The sequence below is a fragment of the Rhodococcus sp. P4_F3_2 genome, assembly GCF_056401335.1.
Map to the genome: position 1 here is coordinate 107162 of NZ_JBFUJN010000021.1, position 19776 is coordinate 126937.

Sequence of the window (19776 nt, forward strand, 5' to 3'; positions counted from 1 at the left end):
GGCGTGTATGTGAAAGCGTGGATGTGAAGGCGTGGTTGTGAATGTGCGGTGAACCGTAGCCGCGCCGCCCCGGACACGAGGCGCTTTTCACCGAACCAGATCCCGAGACGCTCTCGAAATCTCTTATGCCCCAGAAACCATTGCCTCAACCACGAGTGTGAACTAGAGTCCAGACACATGTCCAGAAAGAGAGGGTTCGCGTTATGACGCTTCGACCCGCAGACAGTTCTGCACTTCTCGTCGACGGAAAGCTGGTTCCCGGATCCGGTGGAACCTTCGAAGTTTTCAACCCGGCCACCGAGGAACTGATCGGCCGTGCGGCCGAAGGCACCACCGCGGACATGGACGCGGCCATTGCCGCGGCGCGCCGTGCGTTCGACGAGACCGAATGGGCACGCGATCACGGGTTTCGCGCTCGCTGCCTGCGCCAACTGTGCGACGCACTCCAGTCCCACATCGAGGAGTTGCGTGAGATCACCGTCGCCGAGGTCGGCGCACCCGTCATGCTGACGAGCGGTCCGCAACTCGAAGGCCCGATCGAAGATCTTCGCTACTGGGCTGACCTGATCGAAACCTATTCGTGGGAACAAGATCTCGGGCACGCGTCACCCATGGGGATTCCGACCCATCGCCGACTGCTCAAGGAAGCGGTCGGCGTCGTCGGCGCAATCACACCGTGGAACTTCCCGCACCAGATCAATTTCGCCAAACTCGGCCCCGCCCTCGCGGCCGGCAACACCATCGTTCTCAAACCCGCGCCGGACACGCCCTGGTGCGCCGCGCTGGTCGCCAAGGTGATTGCAGAAGAAACCGAGATCCCGGCGGGCGTCGTCAACGTGGTGACGTCGACAGATCACTCTCTCGGCGCGCAGCTGTGCAGCGATCCGCGCGTCGATCTCGTGTCCTTCACCGGTTCCACCGCCACCGGACGCACGGTGATGGCCACGGCCGCGCAAACCCTCAAGAAGGTCTTCCTCGAACTCGGGGGCAAGTCCGCATTCATCGTCCTCGACGACGCGGACATCAAGGGTGCATGCTCGGTTGCCGCGTTCTCCGTGTGCGTTCATGCCGGTCAGGGATGCGCACTCAGTACCAGACTTCTCGTGCCGCGCGCTCGGTACGAAGATGCTCTGGCCGCGGCCTGCGCCGCGATGGCGGGTATCCGAGCCGGTGACCCCAGCGCGCGCGGAACGGTGTGTGGTCCGGTCRTCTCCGCGCGACAGCGCACCAGGGTGGAGAGCTACCTCGCCCTCGCGGTCGAAGAGGGCGGCACGATCGTGACGGGTGGAGGCCGACCCGACGATCACCAGAGCGGCTTCTTCGTCGAACCCACTCTCATTGCCGGGCTGGACAACTCGTCTCGCGTAGCGCAGGAGGAGATTTTCGGGCCCGTTCTCGTGATCATTCCGTACGACAACGACGACGACGCTATCCGGATTGCCAACGATTCCCCCTACGGCCTGTCCGGGTCGGTGTGGGGCGCCGATCCCGATCGCGTCGCGCACGTCGTTGCCGGTGTCAGAACCGGAACGCTGAGCGTCAACGGCGGCGTCTGGTATTCGGCCGACGCACCGTTCGGCGGCTACAAACAATCCGGGATCGGCCGCGAAATGGGCCTCGCCGGTTTCGAGGAATACCTCGAAACCAAGCTCGTCGCTTCACCTTCCTGACATTCCACACCCTCACCCCCACACCTTCACCACAGAATCATCACCACGAAAGTAGGTCGACATGGGACGTTTCGACGGTCGCACCGCGATAGTCACCGGAGCAGCGCAGGGTATCGGAGAGGCATATGCCCGCGCTCTGGCTGCAGAGGGGGCCAACGTGGTCGTGGCGGACCTCAATCGCGAACTCGGTGAAGCTGTCGCCAAGCAGATCACGGCGGACGGTGGAAGTGCCGTGTTCAAGGACGTCGACGTCGCCGACGGGCAGTCGACTGCGGCACTTGCCGACTTCACGATCGAGCAGTTCGGTAGCATCGAGCATCTGGTGAACAACGCTGCCATCTACGGCGGAATGAAGATCGATTCCCTGTTGACGGTGGACTGGGACTACTACCGAAAGTTCATGAGCGTCAACATGGACGGCGCCTTGCACGTGTGCCGGGCGGTCGTACCTCATATGCGCGCGAAGGGCGGTTCGATCGTCAACCAGTCCTCCACAGCAGCCTGGCTGTACTCGAATTACTACGGACTCGCGAAAGCCGGCGTCAACAGCCTGACACAACAACTCGCGACCGAACTCGGCTGGTCGAACATCCGGATCAACGCCATCGCTCCCGGTCCCATCGACACGGAGGCGACTCGAACCGTCACCCCCGGCAACATCGTCAAGGACATGGTGAAGCGAATCCCGTTGCAGCGCATGGGAACGCCGGAGGATCTCGTCGGCATGTGCCTGTTCCTTCTCTCCGACGACGCAGGCTGGGTGACCGGGCAGATCTTCAACGTCGACGGAGGCCAGGTGTACCGGTCATGACGGAATCGGCGCCGAAAGCCAGCGCTTCGAAAACCAGACTGGGATACATCGGCCTAGGCAACATGGGCGCGCCGATGGCGCAGCGCCTCCTGGACTGGCCGGGAGGACTGGTGGTGTGTGATGCCCGCGCAGAAGCGCTCGAACCGTTCACCACTGCGGGCGCGAGCGCGGCATCGACGCCCGCCGACGTTGCAGCGCAGGCGAGCATCATCTCCGTCACGGTGCTCGACGACGCGCAGGTACGCGAGGTTGTGTGCGGGCCGCACGGGATCCTGTCGACCGCACAGCCAGGCACTGTCGTCGCGATTCACTCCACTATCTCGGACACCACGGCGGTGGAACTCGCTGACATCTGTCAACAGCGTGGTGTTCTGCTGGTCGACGCGCCGATCAGTGGCGGTGCCGGCGGCGCAGCGCAGGGCAGGCTGGCAGTGATGATCGGCGGCTCCGACGCTGCGTTCGAAGCCGTCCGCGAGCCCTTCGGATCCTGGGCCGAGCTGGTGGTTCACGCCGGTGACGTCGGCGCGGGAACGCGAATGAAGCTCGCACGCAACCTTCTTCACTTCGTCTCGTTCACCGCCACGACCGAGGCCGCGCGACTCGCCGAAGCAGCAGGACTCGATCTCCGCACGCTCGGAAAGGTCGTCAGGCACACCGATGCGATCACTGGTGGCGCGGGCGCGATCATGCTCCGTGACACCACCGCACCGGTCTCGGAGGACGACCCGTGGTTCTCGATACTGCGGCATGTTCGCAATCTCGGGGAGAAGGACTTGGCCTTGGCCATCAACCTCGGTGATCGGCTGAATCTCGACCTGCCGCTCGCGCACCTTGCGCTCGCCGGACTCGGTGCCGGTCTGGGCGTCGGGAATGACAGCGAAGACAGGCTGGCCGAACCTTCAACGGCGTCTTCGGCATCTACTACTCGGGAGCACGCATGACCGACACCACTCACATGACCGATGCCGGTGGAACCGACGAAAGCCGCATCTCCGAGGCCCGCGCTCGTGGCGTCGCGAAGATGAACGAGGTGTACGGCTGGGAGCTTCCCGCCGACGTTCCCGGCGACTTCTTCGCGGTCACCGCCGACCACCTCTTTGCCGACATCTGGACGCGACCGGGACTGTCGGTGCGTGACCGACGACTACTCCTGATCGGTGCCATCACCGCCCAGGGGCAGAACGATGTGGCAAAGATCCAGATCAACGCTGCTCTCCACAACGAGGAGTTGACCGAGCAGCAGTTCGAAGAGGCCGCGATCTTCCTGTGCCACTACGTCGGCTGGCCACTGGCCACCGGACTCAACAATGCGCTGATCGCCGTGAAGGCCGACAGACGTAAAGCCGCGCGCGCCAAGGAGAAGGCCGCGGCCGATTCCGCGAAAACGGACACCGACTGACTTTCGGTCGAGATACTGCCATCAGGGCATCAATCACACCCACCGATTCCCCCACCAACCAACCAGAAGAACGAAGGATCCGAATTCATGGCCGAGGCCAGCTCAATCCGTCCGCAGTCCGCCGCAAGCATCGAGCAGTGGGACTTCGAGGCTGACGTCGTCGTCGCCGGCTACGGCATTGCCGGAGTGAGTGCTTCGATCGAGGCCGCGCGAGCGGGCGCCGACGTATTGGTGCTCGAGCGCACGAGCGGCTGGGGCGGCGCTGCGGCGCTGGCAGGTGGATTCATCTATCTGGGCGGCGGGACCCCGTTGCAGCAGGCACTCGGGTTCGAGGACTCCCCCGCCAACATGAAATCATTCATGATGGCCGCACTCGGGCCCGGCGCCGACGAGGAGAAGATCACCGACTACTGCGAAGGTAGCGTCGAGCACTACAACTGGCTCGTCGACAACGGTGTGCCGTTCAAGGAAAGTTTCTACGGCCAACCCGGCTGGGAAACACCCTTCGACGACGGACTCATGTATTCCGGCGGCGAGAACTCGGCACCGTTCAACACGATCGCGACACCGGCCCCTCGCGGGCACGTGCCGCAGATGAGCGGCAAGCGCACCGGGGAGAAGGGCGGTGGTTTCATGTTGATGAAGCCACTGATCGAGACGGCCGAAATCCTCGGCGTACGAGCAGAATACGACATGCGAGTCCAGCGCCTGGTCGTCGACGGAGATCGAGTAGTCGGCATCATCGCCAAGCAGTACGGCAAGGAAGTGGCAGTTCGAGCACGCACGGGTGTCGTATTGGCGACGGGAAGCTTCGCCTACAACGAAGCGATGATCCAGTCGTACGCCCCACGGCTGATCGGGCGCCCCGGTGCGGCTATCGAAGAGCACGACGGCAAGGCCATCCAGATGGCGCAGGCACTCGGCGCCGACCTCGCACACATGGACGCAACCGAGGTCGCATTCTTCGGCGACCCCCAGTTGATGATCCGCGGCATCCTGGTCAACGGACGCGGCCAGCGCTACGTCAACGAAGACACGTACCCGGGAAGAATCGGCCAGGAGACGCTGCTGCGCAACGAGAATCAGGCCTACCTGATCATCGACGAAGCTTCCTACGAAGAGGGCTGCGCCGCCGACAGTTCCACACCGTTCTTCAGATTCCAGCCCAAGTGGGTGGCCGAGACCGTCGAGGAACTCGAATCCGACATGGGCCTGCCGGAAGGCACCCTTCAGTCGACCGTCGAGGTCTACAACCGGCACGCCGCCCGTGGTGAAGACCCGGTACTCGGTAAGAAGAAGGAGTGGGTCAAGCCGATCGGCTCACCCGTCGCTGCGCTCGACCTTCGCAATTTCACCGCCGGATTCACGCTCGGCGGCCTGCGCACGTCGATCAACTCGGAGGTCATCCACGTCTCCGGCGAACCGATCCCGGGTTTGTTTGCCGCTGGACGCTGCACCGCCGGCGTCTGCGCCGGTGGATACGCCTCCGGAACGTCCCTCGGTGACGGCAGCTTCTACGGGCGACGCGCGGGAATCAGCGCTGCCAAGGGCTGAGCGTCTCTTATCAAATGTCAGCATCCTCAATGTCAGCATCCTCGCTGCGACGTTCGAGGAACAACGTGTCACGCCACCTGCCACCGAGTTGAGCGATACGCGAGCGAGTGCCGACGATTCGGAATCCGACGGCCTGATGCAAGGCGACACTCGCCCGGTTCTCCGGGAAGATCGACGACTGCACCGTCCAGATCTCACTGGCGTCGGCGGCTTGCACCTGTCGGCGAAGCAGCAGCTTGCCTACGCCGCGCCGGCGAGCACCGCTACCGATGTAGATGGAGTTCTCGGCGACCCCTCGGTAGCAATCACGCGAGGACACCGGGCTCAGGCTCGCCCAGCCTTCGACTCGGCCGTCGATCTCGGCGACCCATCGATGATCGGGCAACCATTGCGCGTCGAGCTTCTCGGCTGACGGCACCGACGTGGTGAACGTCGCGGTTCCGGTGTCGATTCCTTCTCGGTAGATCGAGCGCACGGCATCCCAGTCGCCGGATTCCATGCGGCGAAGCACCACATCGTCGGGAAGAACTCCCAGTGTGTCTTCGACCGGGCCACGCGCAGCCACAACGGCGGCCGCTGCCATCAGATCGGAGTATGCCGTTCCGGCAACACTGACAACCGAAGTGCCTTCACGCACCGAAGCCTCGACAAAACCGACCTCGATCAAGGCCTCGAGGTGAGCACTCAGCGCCGACGGCTCGAGTGATGCGGCGTGTGCAATCGTGTCGACGTCGATCGGACCGCCGGCAGCGAGTCGGAGCACTCGCAGCCGCGTCGGATCACCAAGGCACGCAAACCTGCGCGCAAGTACATCGGTGTCGAGGGGCGCGAGTGTTTCTGAACTCATAGGGCGACTATAACGCCGCTGACCTGCAGTTCGGTCGGCTAGGTGGGGCGAGCGGGCCCCGAAGTGAGAAACAACTCAGCCGCCGATCCTCGGGTTCACCGGCTAACGCGCACCGATCGACTCGGCAATCATCGACCACGAGTTGTGAAGATCGTCCTGCCAATAACCCCAGGAGTGAGTGCCAGTTGCCCGGAAATCATAGGTGGCCGGGATGCCCAGGGAATCGAGCCGCTCGGCCAAACGCTGGGTGCACTGGTTCGTCCCGGCCTCGATGACTCCACCCACGATCACCTGGTTCGCCAGAACGCCGAGGTCGCCGTTGACCATCGGTCCGCCCAGATTCTCGTGTGGGCCGGGCAGGCCCGATCCATTGCTGATGTAGAGGTCGACCCCCCGCAATCTCTCGGCGTTGACCACAGGATCGTTGGCTACCCAGCCCGGACCGCCGGGAGGACCCCACATGTTGTCCACGTTGCCGCCGCGGAATCCGACGACGAATCTCACGTAGTCCTGACCGGGTTGAGTACTCGTCTCGGCGCACCCGCTGAAGGCGCCGACGGCACGGTAAACGGATGGCGCCGCCTCGGCCAGGCTCAGAACGGAGGTTCCTGCCATCGACAATCCGGCGACGGCATTCACACCCGTAGTCCCGAGCGTGGCATCGACGATCGGTGGCAACTCCTCGGTGAGGAACGTGGTCCACTTGTTCAGCCCGAGAACAGGATCGGGCTTCTCCCAGTCGGTGTAGTAGCTGTAGGCACCGCCGATCGGGTTGACGACGTTGACGTTCTTGTCGCCGAAGAAGTCGACGACGTCTGTGCGTGTCTGCCACGTCGCCGTGTCCTCGCCTCCGCCCGCGCCGTTGAGCAGGTAGAGAGTCGGCCGGGGCGCACTCGTGTCTGCCGGCCGAATCACCTCGAGTGGGATCACTTTGTCCATTGCAGCGGAGTAGACGTACATCGTCAGCTGACGGGCGTTGATCTCCTCGACGTGATCGAGAGCTGAACTGTCTGGAGGGGATGTTCGCGCCTGATCAGCCGAGGCAAGCGCCGCTTCACCGAACAATCCCGTCCATGCGACGAGGGCGACGACCAGTATCGCCCGAGTACGTCCGATCCTTCTCATTGCCGCTCCTCGTGCTCGATTGCGGTGCCCGGCAACAGCTCGGTGGCGCTCGCTTCACGGGCGTGCGGCTCGGTGGCTTCAAGTTGTCATGCCCGTTCGGAGTATCCGGAAAACATCGAGAGCACCCGAGCCATCTCCGGTCCGATGACCGCCATGGCCGGTGCCTCGATCATCTCGTTGTGTCCGCATCGCACCGGTACCTCCACGATCCGGCCTGTCACGAGCGGACGCCATTCCTGTGGCGACCTCTCCCGCGGAATCCTGTCGTCTTTTCCGTCAGCCGGGAAGATCAGCAGGTCTCCCTCGTAGATCTGGGGAACGAACTGGTGCGTGATTCTCTGCGAAGTCTCGTACCCTCTGGCAATCCGCTCGAGGTCCCGACCGTCGACTCCCGTCTCGGGCCCGAGCCTCCGGGCCAGCACGGCCGCCGCCTCGTCGAAGGTCAGATCTCGGTCGGTCTCGATCTCGAGGCCGAGTCCTCGCAGTAGGTCTCGGACGTCGAGTGCGGCTGACGCAGAGGCATCGCCGTTGTCGGGGTAGCTGTCCATCATCGTCAGTGTGGCAACTTCGCGGCCGGACGATTGCAGTTCGACGGCCATGGCGTGCGCGATGACTCCGCCGAGGGACCAACCGAGCAAGTCGTACGGCCCGTCCGGCGAAACGGCTTCCATCTCTTCGACGTAGCGATGCGCCAACTGTTCGATCGACTGATAGTCACCGTCGTCGCTGAGTGCGGGTAGCTGAAGTCCGTACACCGGTCGGTCCTCGGGCAGATACCGCACCAAGCCGGCGTACCCCCATGACAGGCCGATACCAGGGTGCACACAGAACAGCGGTCTCCCACTTCCTTCTGTCCGCAGCGGAACAACCACGGCGAGAAGCTCTTCCATGCCGGCGTCCACTGTCGGCATGTCGAGGCGTCGAGCGATTCCAGCGGGTGTCGGGTCGAGGAACATCCACTGAAGCGGAATTCTGCGTTGGAAACGGGAGTGCAGTGCGCTGACGATTCGGGTGGCTACCAGGGAGGACCCGCCCAGGTCGAAGAAGCTGTCGGTAGTGCTCACCCGGCTGACACCCAGAACCTCGACAAACGAGTCGACCACGGCGCGCTCGGTGTCGGTGACCGGCTCGCGGAACTCGGCTGCAACCGAACTGAATTCGGGTTCCGGTAGAGCCTTTCGGTCGAGCTTGCCCACCGGTGTCATCGGAATCCGCTCGAGAAATACCACTGCCGACGGAACCATGTGCGAGGGAAGGCGGTCGGCTGCGTACGCCCGTATCTCGTCGCTGTTCGAGGCGTCGGCAGCTGACGTACGCACGTACGACACCAGGACCGTTTCACCCGACGGTCCCGTGTAGCCGACAGTTGCGGCGAAGTCCACCGACGGATGGCGTGAGAGAACTGCATCGATTTCCCCGAGTTCGATCCGAAAACCACGGACCTTGACCTGGAAGTCGCTGCGCCCGATGTATTCGAGTGTGTGATGCACTCCATCGCCGGAACCAACGATTTTGGCACTGTCACCGCCGGATTCACGCCAACGCACGACATCTCCGGTGCGGTACATCCGGCGCCCCGGCGACCCGTACAAGCAAGCGACAAATCGTTCCGACGTGAGCGACGCCCGATTATGGTACCCACGTGCCATACCTGGGCCGATGATGTACAACTCCCCCGGCACGCCCACCGGTACGGGCTGCAAACGCTCGTCCAGCACCAGGAAGCCGAAGCCCACTGCCGGCGAGCCGATGTTCACTCCCGCACCGGGTTTCATCGAATCGCTGACACTCGCCTGCACGGTGGTTTCAGTCGGGCCGTAGCCGTTGTGCAGCCTCCGACCCGGCGCCCATTGCGCGACGACCTCCGGCGGGCAGGCCTCGCCCACCAGATCGAGAACACGGAGCGCCTCGAAACCGTTGTCCCCCAACGCCGCCAGCGCGGTCGGTGTAATGGTGGCATGAGTGACCTGCTCGCGCCGGAAAACATCGGCCAATTCGGCGCCACCGTACACAGCAGGCGGAACGATCACGACTTGCGCCGAGGCGCTGAATGCCATCGTCAACTCGAAGATGGAAGCGTCGAAACTCGGCGATGCCAACTGTGAGACATGAGAGTCGTGAGTGACCTCGAACCTCTCACGAGTTTCGGCCGTGAAGCTCGCCAAACCTCGATGAGTAATGTTCACTCCCTTGGGTTTCCCCGTAGATCCCGAGGTGTAGATCAGGTAGGCCGGATGATCGAGGTTCAGTTCACCGGTTCGATCGTCATCGGTGATCGGTTCCGGCGACAGCGCGGCTACCCGCCGGGCGAATTGTGGGTCGTCGAGTTCCAGCCAGGGAACAACGTCGGGTAGGTGAGTTCGGCTGGACTGAACGGTCAAACCGAGCGAGGCTCGGCAATCGGCGAGCATGTATTCGACGCGCTCGCGCGGATAGGCCGGATCGACAGGCACAAAAGCCGCTCCGGCTTTGGTCACCGACCAGATCGCCACCACCGATTCGATCGAGCGAGGCATTCCCAGTGCCACGAAGGTCTCCGGGCCCACACCGCGACCGCACAACTCCCGGGCAACACGATTCGACCACTCGTCCAGGTCGCGATAACTGAGCTGCCGGTTCTCGAGCGACAGGGCCACCGAGTCCGGATCGATCGCCACGGCGTCCGCCAACAACTCAGGCCACAATTTCGGAGGTACTTCGGGGAGCCCATGCGCCGGCGTCAACTCGCGACGTTCAAGATCGCCGAGTAGATCGATGTCACCGATCGGTGCCTGCGGATTCCGGGTCACGGCCTCGAGTACACGAACGAACATGTCGGCAAACCCGCTGACCGTACCGGGGTCGAAGAGATCGGTGGCAAAGTCGACGGCTCCGCTCATTCCTCCCGGTGCACCGCGATCGTCGTACTCTTCGGCGAGGAGGAATTCCAGGTCTACCTTCACTACCTCGAGTTCTGGGTCGATCCCGCGGACTTCCAGTCCCGCCAGCTTCAGAATCGGCCGATCGTTGTTCTGGAATTCCAGCGACACCGAGGAAATCGGTGCATAGGCGCTCGACCGTTTCGGCCCGACCGCGTCCACTACCCGCTCGAAGGGAACGTCGGAATGCGCGAACGCGGCGAGGTCGACTTCGCGGCAATGCGCAACCAACTCCCGGAACGATTGAGCCGGGTCGACCTGTGTGCGCAGTGCGAGCGTGCCGACGAACATGCCGACCAGATCATCGAGGGCACGATCTCCCCGGCCGGCGATCGGCGTTCCGATCACGATGTCGTCGGTGCTGCCCAAACGTGCCAGCAAGAGCGCGAGCGCTGCATGCACAGTCATGAATGCAGTGGACTCTTGCTGCCTCGACACGTCTCGGATACGGCGGTGAAGATCACTGCTGATCGAGAAGTGAATCCGCGAGCCGTGAAAACTCTGTTGTGTCGGCCGGTCTCGATCGAGGGGAAGTTCCAAGAGGTCGGGAGCGCCTGACAGTGCGCGTCGCCAGTAAGCCAACTGCTCGGTGATCACCGACCCAGGGTCGTCGCCGGAGCCCAGAATCTCCCGTTGCCAGAGCGCAAAGTCGGCGTACTGGACTGGAAGCGGCGTCCACTGGGGTTCCCTGCCGTACGCGTGGGCCTCGTATGCAATCATCACGTCTCGGGTCAGTGGAGACATCGAGAAGCCGTCAGCCGAGATGTGGTGCACCACTACGGCAAGTACGTGTTCGCGCTCATCGATGGTGAACAACGCTGCCCGCAGGGGAATTCGTGCGGCGACGTCGAAACCGGCCGAGACCATTCGGGCAAGCTCGTCACGGAGATGATGTTCGTCGGTCACCGATGTCTCGGCCAGTTGTGGCAGCGCGGCGCTTTCGGTGGGCACGATGTGCTGGACCGGTCCGTCGCCGTGGACCGGGAACATCGTTCGCAGCGATTCGTGGCGGGCGATGACATCGGACATCGCTGATCTCAAGGCCGGTTTGTCGAGTTCACCGCTCAACCGCACCACGAGCGGAATGTTGTATGCAGGAGAACTGGTGTCGAGTTGATTGACGAACCACATCCGCTGCTGAGCAAACGACAAGGGGATGTTGTCGGGTCGGGGGCGCGGTTCCAGTCGCTCCGACCGTTCGGCGACCGACTGGTCGATCACCGTAGCCAACTCGGCCACCGTCGGCGTATCGAACAGGTCCCGCACGCCGACGGTAGCTCCGAGCACCGCCCGTAGCCTCGCCGCGACCGAAGTGGCGCTCAGAGAATTTCCACCGAGCTCGAAGAAACTGATGTCGGTACCGACTCGTTCGAGGCCGAGCACCTCGGCGAACACGTCCGACACTGCCTGTTGGACCGGGCCGACAGGGGGACGGAAATCCCCTGTGGTCGTCTCGATTTCGGGGCTGGGCAATGCCGAACGGTCAACTTTTCCGACAGCGGTCAATGGTATGTTCTCCAGCACCGTGAGAACGGCAGGCACCATGTGCGAAGGCAAGCGCCGGGCCACGGCGCGAATCAGGAGCCTGGTGTCCAGTCGACCCGCGGTGGGCATGACGTACGACACCAGTCGGGTGTCTCCGGTGGGGGCGGAATCGGCAACCGTAACGGCAAATCCGACGTTGGGCTCCGCCATCAGCACACTGTCGATCTCACCGAGTTCGACACGGAAGCCTCGAACCTTGACCTGGAAGTCGCTTCGCCCGACGTACTCGACACACATGTCCGCCGTCCATCGCACGATGTCGCCGGTGCGGTACATCCGCGTTCCTGGGTCGGCCGGATTGGCAACAAAGCGCTCTGCCGTCAACCCCGGCCTTCGGTGATATCCCCGCGCCACGCCTGGTCCGGCCAGATACAGCTCGCCGGGGACCCCGACGGGAACCGCTTGAAGTCGAGCGTCGAGCACCAGTTCACTGACGCCACTGACAGGTCCACCGATCGTGATGYGTTCCCCGGCGGTCATGGGCGGACTGACGTTGGACATGATCGTTGCTTCGGTCGGTCCGTACGCGTTGTACAGGCGGCGGCCAGGTGCCCAGCGAGCGACGAGATCGGGTGGGCACGCCTCGCCCCCGAATACGACTTCCGAAAGTTGTTCCAGCCCACCCGGGTCCACCGTTGCCAATGCCGCCGTGGTGATGAACGCGTGCGTGACGGCGTGCTCGGCCAGAAGCTGCGCCAGGTCCTCGCCCCCGTAGATCCCGGGTGGAGCGATAACCATCGTCGCCCCGGCGCCGAAAGCCTGCAGATATTCGAAGAGCGACCCGTCGAAACTCGGAGTGGAGAAGTGCAGCGTGCGTGATTGTGGAGTTGCGCCGTAGCGTTCGACCTGGTCTCGGGCGAAGTTGTCGAGCCCTCGCTGTGTGACCACGACTCCCTTGGGCACGCCGGTCGACCCCGAGGTGTACACCACGTAGGCAGCTGAATCCAACCCGATCGGACGGAGTCGGTCGTTGTCGGTCAACGGGCTCCCCGAGAAGTCCTCGCACTTCTTCGTGAAATGCGGATCGTCGAGAATCAGCCACTCCGCGATATCGGGCAATCGATCTCGGCCCGCGGTGGTGGTCAATCCGAAGCTGACCTTCGAATCGATCAGCATGTGATTGATCCGCTCGTCGGGATAGGCGGGATCGATCGGCACGAAAGCAGCGCCCGTCTTGGCGACGGCAAGTATCGACACCACGGACGTGAGAGAACGTGGGACACCGACTGCTACGTAGTCCTCGGTTCCCAGTCCTCGCGAGACCAGCACGCGAGCAATGCGATTGGAGACGATGTCCAGCTCGCCGTAGGTCAGGCTGCCGTCCGCCGATTCCACGGCGAGCGCGTTCGGATCACGCTGGGCTGCCGCGTCGAAGATCTCGGGGAAGATGCGAGACGACCCACCAGCCGTGCCACGGGCCGGCACCAATTCGGCACGTTCGGACGGGGCGAGCACCGACACCACAGCCAAGGGGCGATCCGGCTGGGCACACGCTTCGAGTACACGATGCAGTCGTCCGGCGATCTCTTCGATGTCGGCGGCACCGAAAACCTCGGGTAGGTACTCGAATTTCAGGCGGAGTCTGGTGTCGACCGATGCCACCAGGCTGAGCGGGTAGTGGGCAGCGTCCTTGGCTTCGACATCGGCGATCCGGATCCCCGCAATATCGGTATCGGACGAAAGCCCCTGACGGTCAACGGGATACGATTCGAAGACAGTCAACGTATCGAATCCGGTCTCCGGCCCCGTGGCTACTTGGATCTCGGAAAGCCCGAGATAGTGGTGATCCGACAGCTCTGCTTGCTCGGCCTGGATCCGCGCGAGGAGTGTGCCGATACTTTCTCTCGAGCGCAGAGTGATACGGACCGGAATTGTGTTGATGAACAGCCCGATCATGGTTTCGATCCCGGTCAGCTCGGGAGGTCGACCCGACACCGTCGCCCCGAACACCACATCGTCTCTCCCGGTCAGTGCAGCGAGGACGATCCCCCACGATGCCTGAACAATTGTGTTGAGCGTCAGTCCGAGTTCACGCGCCATCCCGCGAAGTGAGGTTGTGAACTCCTCGTCCAGATCGAACACCCACTCGGCCGCCATGGTGGAGAGTCGACGAGATCGAACCGCCGGAGCCAACAGCGTCGGTCCTTCGACTCCGCTCAGCGTCCTCGCCCATACAGCTCGAGAAGCTTGCTGATCGCGGCGGCTCATCCAGGTCAGATAGTCGCGATACGCGCGCGCGTGAGGCAAGGCCGCCACTTCACCGTCAGCGGCATAGAGCGTCGCCAACTCCCGGATCAGCAGTGGCATGGACCAGCCGTCCAGAAGGATGTGATGGTTGGTGAGCACCAGCGTGAWCTTTTCGGGGGCGAGAGCAATCAGGGTGAATCTGATCAACGGCGCCTGCGCCATGTCGAACGGGCGCGCTCGGTCCTCCGCCAGTGCTCGATCAAGATCCTGATCTGTTGCACCAGTGAGGTCGATTTCCTGCCACGGCGCTGCCACGGCGCTTCGGACCACCTGGACGGCACGGCCGTCCGCGCCGTGAAGGAAGGCGGTACGCAGGTTCTCATGCCTGTGGAGCAGCGCGTCGGCGGCGCGACGCAGGCGCTCCGAATCGACTGCGCCGGCTAGATCGAGAGCCACTTGTACGAGGTATGCGTCGACCGATCGTTCGGCCAGTTCGGCATGGAACAACAACCCCGCTTGCAATGGAGAGAGCGACCAGACGTCGCTCAGGTCGGGGCACCGGCTTTCGAGGTCGTCGACCGCGTCCTGTCGAAGATCGACCAGATCGAAGTCCGAGGGTGTGAATCCGCCGCTGTCCGTCGCGTACTCTCCGAGCCCGACCAATGCGTCGAGCCACCACTGCGCCAGTTGCCGAACGTCATCCGCGCCCAGAATGTCCGGTGGGAACGTCCAGCTGGCAACGAGCTGCGGGCCGTCCTCGGTATCACTGTTGTCGGTGTCGCTGTCGTCGACGGTCATCACGTTGACCTCGAGGACGCCGGCGAGTGGGAGATCGACGGCCGTAACCGTCCGCAAGTTCTCGTCGCGGATCGGTACCCATCCCGCTGAAGCGTCGGCCTCGGATCCACCGACGCGTCCGAGGTAGTTGAAACTGATCTGGGGCTCCGGAAGTTGCGAAAGTGTCTGTGCCGTTTCGCGGTTCAGATAGCGCAGCAACCCGAAGCCGATGCCGCGGTCCGGCACCGCCCGGAGTTGTTCCTTGACGGCCTTGGCAGCGACGCCCGCAGCCGGACCGCCGGCGAAGGCGTCGCTCGGATCCACTCCGCTCAGATCGATCCGCACCGGGAAGATCGACGTGAACCATCCCACTGTGCGAGCAAGATCTGCCCCGGGAACCACCTGTTCCTCGCGTCCGTGTCCCTCGAGGCTGATCAATGTCTCCGGATTGTCGATCCCGCGCTCCCTATGCCAGCGGACCATCGCAAGAGCCAAAGCCGTCAACAATCCGTCCTCGACGCTCCCGTGAATCGCCTGCGGCACTGTCGTCGACACGGCCTCGGTCAATGCCGTGGGAACTCGTACTTCGATGTCAGTGGTGGCCGAGGCGGTGTCCCTCTTCGTCAGGGCGCGCACACCCAGAATCGGATCGGGACCCTCGAGCACTTCTCGCCAATAGTCGAGTTCAGCAACCCGATCCGGCTCGCGCGCGGCGTCGACGAGGCCACGTGCCCATCGACGCATCGAGGTCCCGACCGGAGACAGTGACGGGCCGACGCCTGATTGCACCTGCGCACAAGCAAGTGCAAGATCGGGGATCAGGATTCGCCAGGAAACACCGTCCGTCACCAGGTGATGCGCTACCAGTAGCAACCGTTTCTGGCGCTGTCCTTCCTTTTGAATCTGTCCGTCGGTGTCGAGCAGGACTGCCTGCACCATCACACCTGTCTCCGGGTCGAGCCGCCCCAGAGCTGCGTCGAGTTCTGCCGAAACCGTCTCCGCGGCAGCACCCTCCAGGCTCGCGTGGCGTACGACGGTCTCCGCCCGCACCGTACCTGCTGGCGCAACGTCCATCCGCCGAGCGGATTCAGGATGCAGCGTCGCCCGGATGCCCGCGCGGAGGATGTCGTGGTGGTCCAGCACGGCCTGCATCGCCTGTGTCAGCGTGACCTCGTCGAGCGTGGCAGGAACCGCGAGGAGAACAGATTGTGAGTACCGCCGAAAGTCTCCGCCGCGATCGAGCATCCATTCCGCGATCGGTGTCAACTCGATCTCCCCGACGCCGCCACCGGGCAACTCGTCGAGAACAGCGTGACCGCCAGACGTACCGGCCGTCTCGGACAGCGCCGCAACGGTTTTGCGTTCGAATACCTCGCGCGGTGAGATCAAAACTCCGGCAGACTTGGCTCGCGTCACCAACTGGATGGACATGATCGAGTCACCGCCGAGAGTGAAGAACGAATCGTCGACCCCCACCTCGCCGAGTCCCAGAACCTCGGCGAACAGGCCCGCAAGGATGCTTTCCGTCTCGGAGGCGGGGCCACGACTCACGGTTGTCTGTAGCCCGAAGTCAGGTTCAGGCAACGCTTTCCGGTCGAGTTTGCCGTTCACCGTCAGCGGCAACGCCTCGAGAACCGTCACGACAGCGGGGACCATGTGTGCCGCCAACCTCTGTGAGAGATACTCGAGCAACGCCGCCGGAGAGACAGTGGCAACGGCCTCCGGCACCACGTAGCCCACCAACCGGTCTCTGCGAGCCACGACCGCCGCCTGAGACACGCCCACTCTGGAGAGCAGCGCAGCCTCCACCTCGCCGAGTTCGATTCGGTACCCCTTCACCTGCACCTGCAGATCGTTTCGTCCGAGGTACTCCAGCTGCCCGCTGTCGTTCCAGCGCCCCAGGTCACCGGATCGATACATACGCGCCCCACTGACGGTGAGATCGGGAATGAACCGCGCGGAGGTCAGACCGGACCGGCCGAGGTATCCGCGTGAAACCTGATCGCCGCAGACATACAGTTCACCCACCACACCGGGCGGCACCGGGTGCAACCGCTGATCCAACACATACACACGCAATCCGGGCAACGCCCGACCGATCACCGAGGCCGATCCGTCACGCGCCAGCTCACGATCGAGCGGTAGGTGGCTGACGTGCACCGTGGTCTCCGTGATGCCGTACATGTTCACCAGATCTGGTGACGAAGTCCCGCGGCGGGCGTACCAGCGCGTCAACTGTCCGAAGTCGAGGGCTTCTCCACCGAAGATCACGTAGCGCAATGACAGGGCCGCGCTCCCGATACGCCGGTCGGCTTCCGCCAATTGATAGAAGGCAGTGGGAGTTTGATTGAGCACCGTGACACGTTCGTGCCGTAGCAATTCGAGGAATGCCTCTGGTGAACGGGCCGTGAAGTAGTCGACCAGTACGAGCCGGCCACCGTGTGCGAGTGCGCCCCACATTTCCCAGACCGAGAAGTCGAATGCCTCGGAATGGAACATCGTCCACACATCGCCGCTGTCGAAGCCGAAGAGCGCTCGGGTGTTTGCCAGCAACGTCACGACGCTGCGGTGGGAAACCTGCACCCCCTTCGGACGCCCAGTAGACCCCGAGGTGTAAATCACGTAGGCCACCGAATCGGGTCGGAGCGGTAGCAGCCGGTCTTGGTCGGTCACCGGAAACGGAGAACTCCTACGCAGCGCTTCGAGAATCGCCGGGTCGTCCACGGCAATCACTGGAATCTCGTTGTCTGCGATTGCGTCACTGTCTCGTATGTCGGCGCCGTCGGCCCAAGTGGTCAGCACACACTTCGGCGCGCAGTCACGCAGCACGAAGTCCACCCGGTCGACCGGAGAAGTCAGGTCCACCGGTATGTATCCGCCACCCGCCTTCACCACCGCCAGCAATGCCACCACCAGGTCGATCGAGCGGGTCATCGCGACTGCCACCAGGGTTTCCGGCACCACACCCTGAGCCACCAACAGTCGAGCGAGGCGGTTTGCTCGCTCGTCGAGTTCGCGGTAGGTGACGGACAAACCGTCGCAGCGCACCGCCACGGCATCACCGGACGTCGGCACCGCACAATCGAAGAGATCCGACAGCGAATCCTCGTGGGTTCCGACGCCCGAGACCGAGGCCGAACCCGAGGCCGAGGCCGATGGCGCAACCAGCATCTCGCTGTATTCGCCGGCCAGAAGTATGTCGATGTCGCCGACGACTGCCGACGGATCCTCGATCACGGCGCCGATCACTCTCTCGAAGCGCTCCGCGATGCGCGTCACCGATACTCGATCGAAAATATCTGTTGCATAACGGAAACCGGCGCTGATACCGGCCGGCACACCGTGCTCGTCGACGTGTTCCATCACACTCAGTTGTAGATCGAATTTTGCAACCGCAAGATCGATGTCGAGCGAGCGAGCCGTCAGTTCCGGCAATTCGAAGCGCAGTCCCGTATCGGTCTGGAATTCGAGGAGTACTTGAAAGAGGGGTGAATGCGCGGTGGAACGGTCGGGCGAGAGGTGATCCACCAACCTCTCGAAGGCAATGTCTGCATGGTCGAGTGCACCGAGATCCGTTGACCGCACCGCGGCCAACACCTCGGCAAAGGTTGCTCCGGATTCGACGGGTGTGCGAAGCACGAGCGTGTTGACGAACATCCCGACCACATCGTCGAACACCGAAGCACCGCGCCCTGCGACCGGAGTGCCGATCACTACGTCGTCCGACGCCGAAAGCCGTGCCAGCAACACCGTGAGCGCCGCATGCATCACCATGAACAGGGACGCACCATTCTGGTGTGCGAGGTCGGTCAAAACTCGATGGATCTCGGGTGAGAAGTCCATCGAAACCACCGCGCCCTCGGTAGACCGTTTCGGCGTTCGTGGTCGATCGAGAGGGAGCGGCAAGACTTCTGGAATATCCGACAGCTTCGCTGTCCAGTAATCGAATTCATCCGACGTCGACGTTCCCGGACCAACTTCTGCGTCGAGGATCTCCCGCTGCCACAGGCTGTAGTCGGCATACTGGATGGGCAGTGGCTCCCAGTCCGGATTCTGCTCCTGAGCACGGGATGTATAGGCGCGCATCAGGTCACGTGCCAGTGGCGCCATCGAGAAACCGTCCGCGGCGATGTGGTGGACGACGATCGCAAGAACATGCTGCTCCGGCCCGATTCGGAGTAACCTCACGTGCAGCGGGAACTCTTCGGCCACATCGAATCCGACGTCGAAGAACGCGTGCAAATCCGTAAAAAGCCGCTCACCGGAAATCGGGACGGGGTGGATTCGAGGAGCAGCGAGCGCTGGTTCGGCGATCACCTGGTGGGGCCCGTTCGCGGACGTCGGGAAGATCGTTCGAAGGGTTTCGTGCCGTTCCACCACATCACCCAGTGCGGCTTGGAGCGCACCCGAATCCAGGAAGCCGTCCAGTTGTAGTGCGACGGGGATGTTGTAAAGCGGAGACGAGGTGTCGAACTGGTTGACGAACCACATGCGCGCCTGTGAGAGCGATAGCGGAATATGTTCTGGCCGGGTCTTACCCGCGATTTCTGAAATCCTCGAACCTTCCGGCCCCGAACCTTCCAGCCCTGAACCTCGCAGCACAGCTTGCAGCTGATCGATCGATGCCGCCAGATCAGCGACCACGGGAGTGTCGAACAAGGCCTTCACCCCGACATTCGTGCTCGATTCGGATCTGATGCGCGCTGCGACGCGAGTGGCGCTGAGCGAGTCTCCACCCAATTCGAAGAAATTGTCGTCGGCGCCCACCTGGTCGAGATCGAGCACCTCGGCGATGGCTCGAGCGACCATAACTTCGGCCCGTGTGCTCGGCGTCCGATAGTCCGCGGCTGTAAAAGTAGTGTCCGGGAGGGCTTTACGGTCCAACTTCCCATGCACCGTCACCGGAAACTCCCCCAACACCACAACCACCGACGGCACCATAA

8 protein-coding genes are annotated in these 19776 nt (G+C 63.1%); 5 read left to right on the top strand and 3 right to left on the bottom strand.

Annotated elements, in window-relative coordinates; genetic code table 11:
• The first annotated feature begins 203 nt into the window (after positions 1–203).
• The 5 genes from AC1DWA_RS22205 (at position 204) to AC1DWA_RS22225 (ending at position 5434) form a co-directional block, all read left to right on the top strand.
• Positions 204–1670, top strand: coding sequence for an aldehyde dehydrogenase (locus AC1DWA_RS22205; protein WP_477917034.1), 1467 nt, complete (start codon positions 204–206; stop codon positions 1668–1670).
• Positions 1671–1731: 61 nt separating this feature from the next.
• A complete protein-coding gene (locus AC1DWA_RS22210) occupies positions 1732–2481 on the top strand; it encodes an SDR family oxidoreductase (protein WP_317832667.1) in 750 nt (249 codons plus the stop codon).
• The gene (locus tag AC1DWA_RS22215; RefSeq protein ID WP_080910676.1) at positions 2478–3422 is read left to right on the top strand and encodes an NAD(P)-dependent oxidoreductase; all 945 of its coding nucleotides are present in this window, start codon (positions 2478–2480) and stop codon (positions 3420–3422) included. The genes AC1DWA_RS22210 and AC1DWA_RS22215 overlap by 4 nt, the downstream gene beginning before the upstream one ends.
• A complete protein-coding gene (locus AC1DWA_RS22220) occupies positions 3419–3880 on the top strand; it encodes a carboxymuconolactone decarboxylase family protein (protein ID WP_003944075.1) in 462 nt (153 codons plus the stop codon). The genes AC1DWA_RS22215 and AC1DWA_RS22220 overlap by 4 nt, the downstream gene beginning before the upstream one ends.
• 87 nt (positions 3881–3967) lie before the next feature.
• On the top strand, positions 3968–5434 hold the full coding sequence (locus AC1DWA_RS22225) for an FAD-dependent oxidoreductase (protein WP_069147166.1): 1467 nt from the start codon (positions 3968–3970) through the stop codon (positions 5432–5434).
• Positions 5435–5444: 10 nt separating this feature from the next.
• On the opposite strand, the gene AC1DWA_RS22230 is transcribed toward AC1DWA_RS22225, so the two are convergent.
• The 3 genes from AC1DWA_RS22230 to AC1DWA_RS22240 form a co-directional block, all read right to left on the bottom strand.
• A complete protein-coding gene (locus tag AC1DWA_RS22230; protein ID WP_477846790.1) occupies positions 5445–6281 on the bottom strand; it encodes a helix-turn-helix domain-containing GNAT family N-acetyltransferase in 837 nt (278 codons plus the stop codon).
• A gap of 102 nt (positions 6282–6383) precedes the next feature.
• Positions 6384–7406, bottom strand: a complete 1023-nt coding sequence (locus tag AC1DWA_RS22235; protein ID WP_046378652.1) for an alpha/beta hydrolase — start codon at positions 7404–7406, stop codon at positions 6384–6386.
• Between the two features lie 86 nt (positions 7407–7492).
• On the bottom strand, positions 7493–19776 hold a 12284-nt coding region (locus tag AC1DWA_RS22240; RefSeq protein WP_477917036.1), incomplete at its 5' end, for an amino acid adenylation domain-containing protein.

Bases quoted from the DNA above. Each gene is read 5' to 3' on its own strand.
- AC1DWA_RS22210 (WP_317832667.1), top strand. From the start codon at position 1,732: ATGGGACGTTTCGACGGTCGCACCGCGATAGTCACCGGAGCAGCGCAG.
- AC1DWA_RS22215 (WP_080910676.1), top strand. From the start codon at position 2,478: ATGACGGAATCGGCGCCGAAAGCCAGCGCTTCGAAAACCAGACTGGGA.
- AC1DWA_RS22220 (WP_003944075.1), top strand. From the start codon at position 3,419: ATGACCGACACCACTCACATGACCGATGCCGGTGGAACCGACGAAAGC.
- AC1DWA_RS22225 (WP_069147166.1), top strand. From the start codon at position 3,968: ATGGCCGAGGCCAGCTCAATCCGTCCGCAGTCCGCCGCAAGCATCGAG.
- AC1DWA_RS22230 (WP_477846790.1), bottom strand. From the start codon at position 6,281: ATGAGTTCAGAAACACTCGCGCCCCTCGACACCGATGTACTTGCGCGC.
- AC1DWA_RS22235 (WP_046378652.1), bottom strand. From the start codon at position 7,406: ATGAGAAGGATCGGACGTACTCGGGCGATACTGGTCGTCGCCCTCGTC.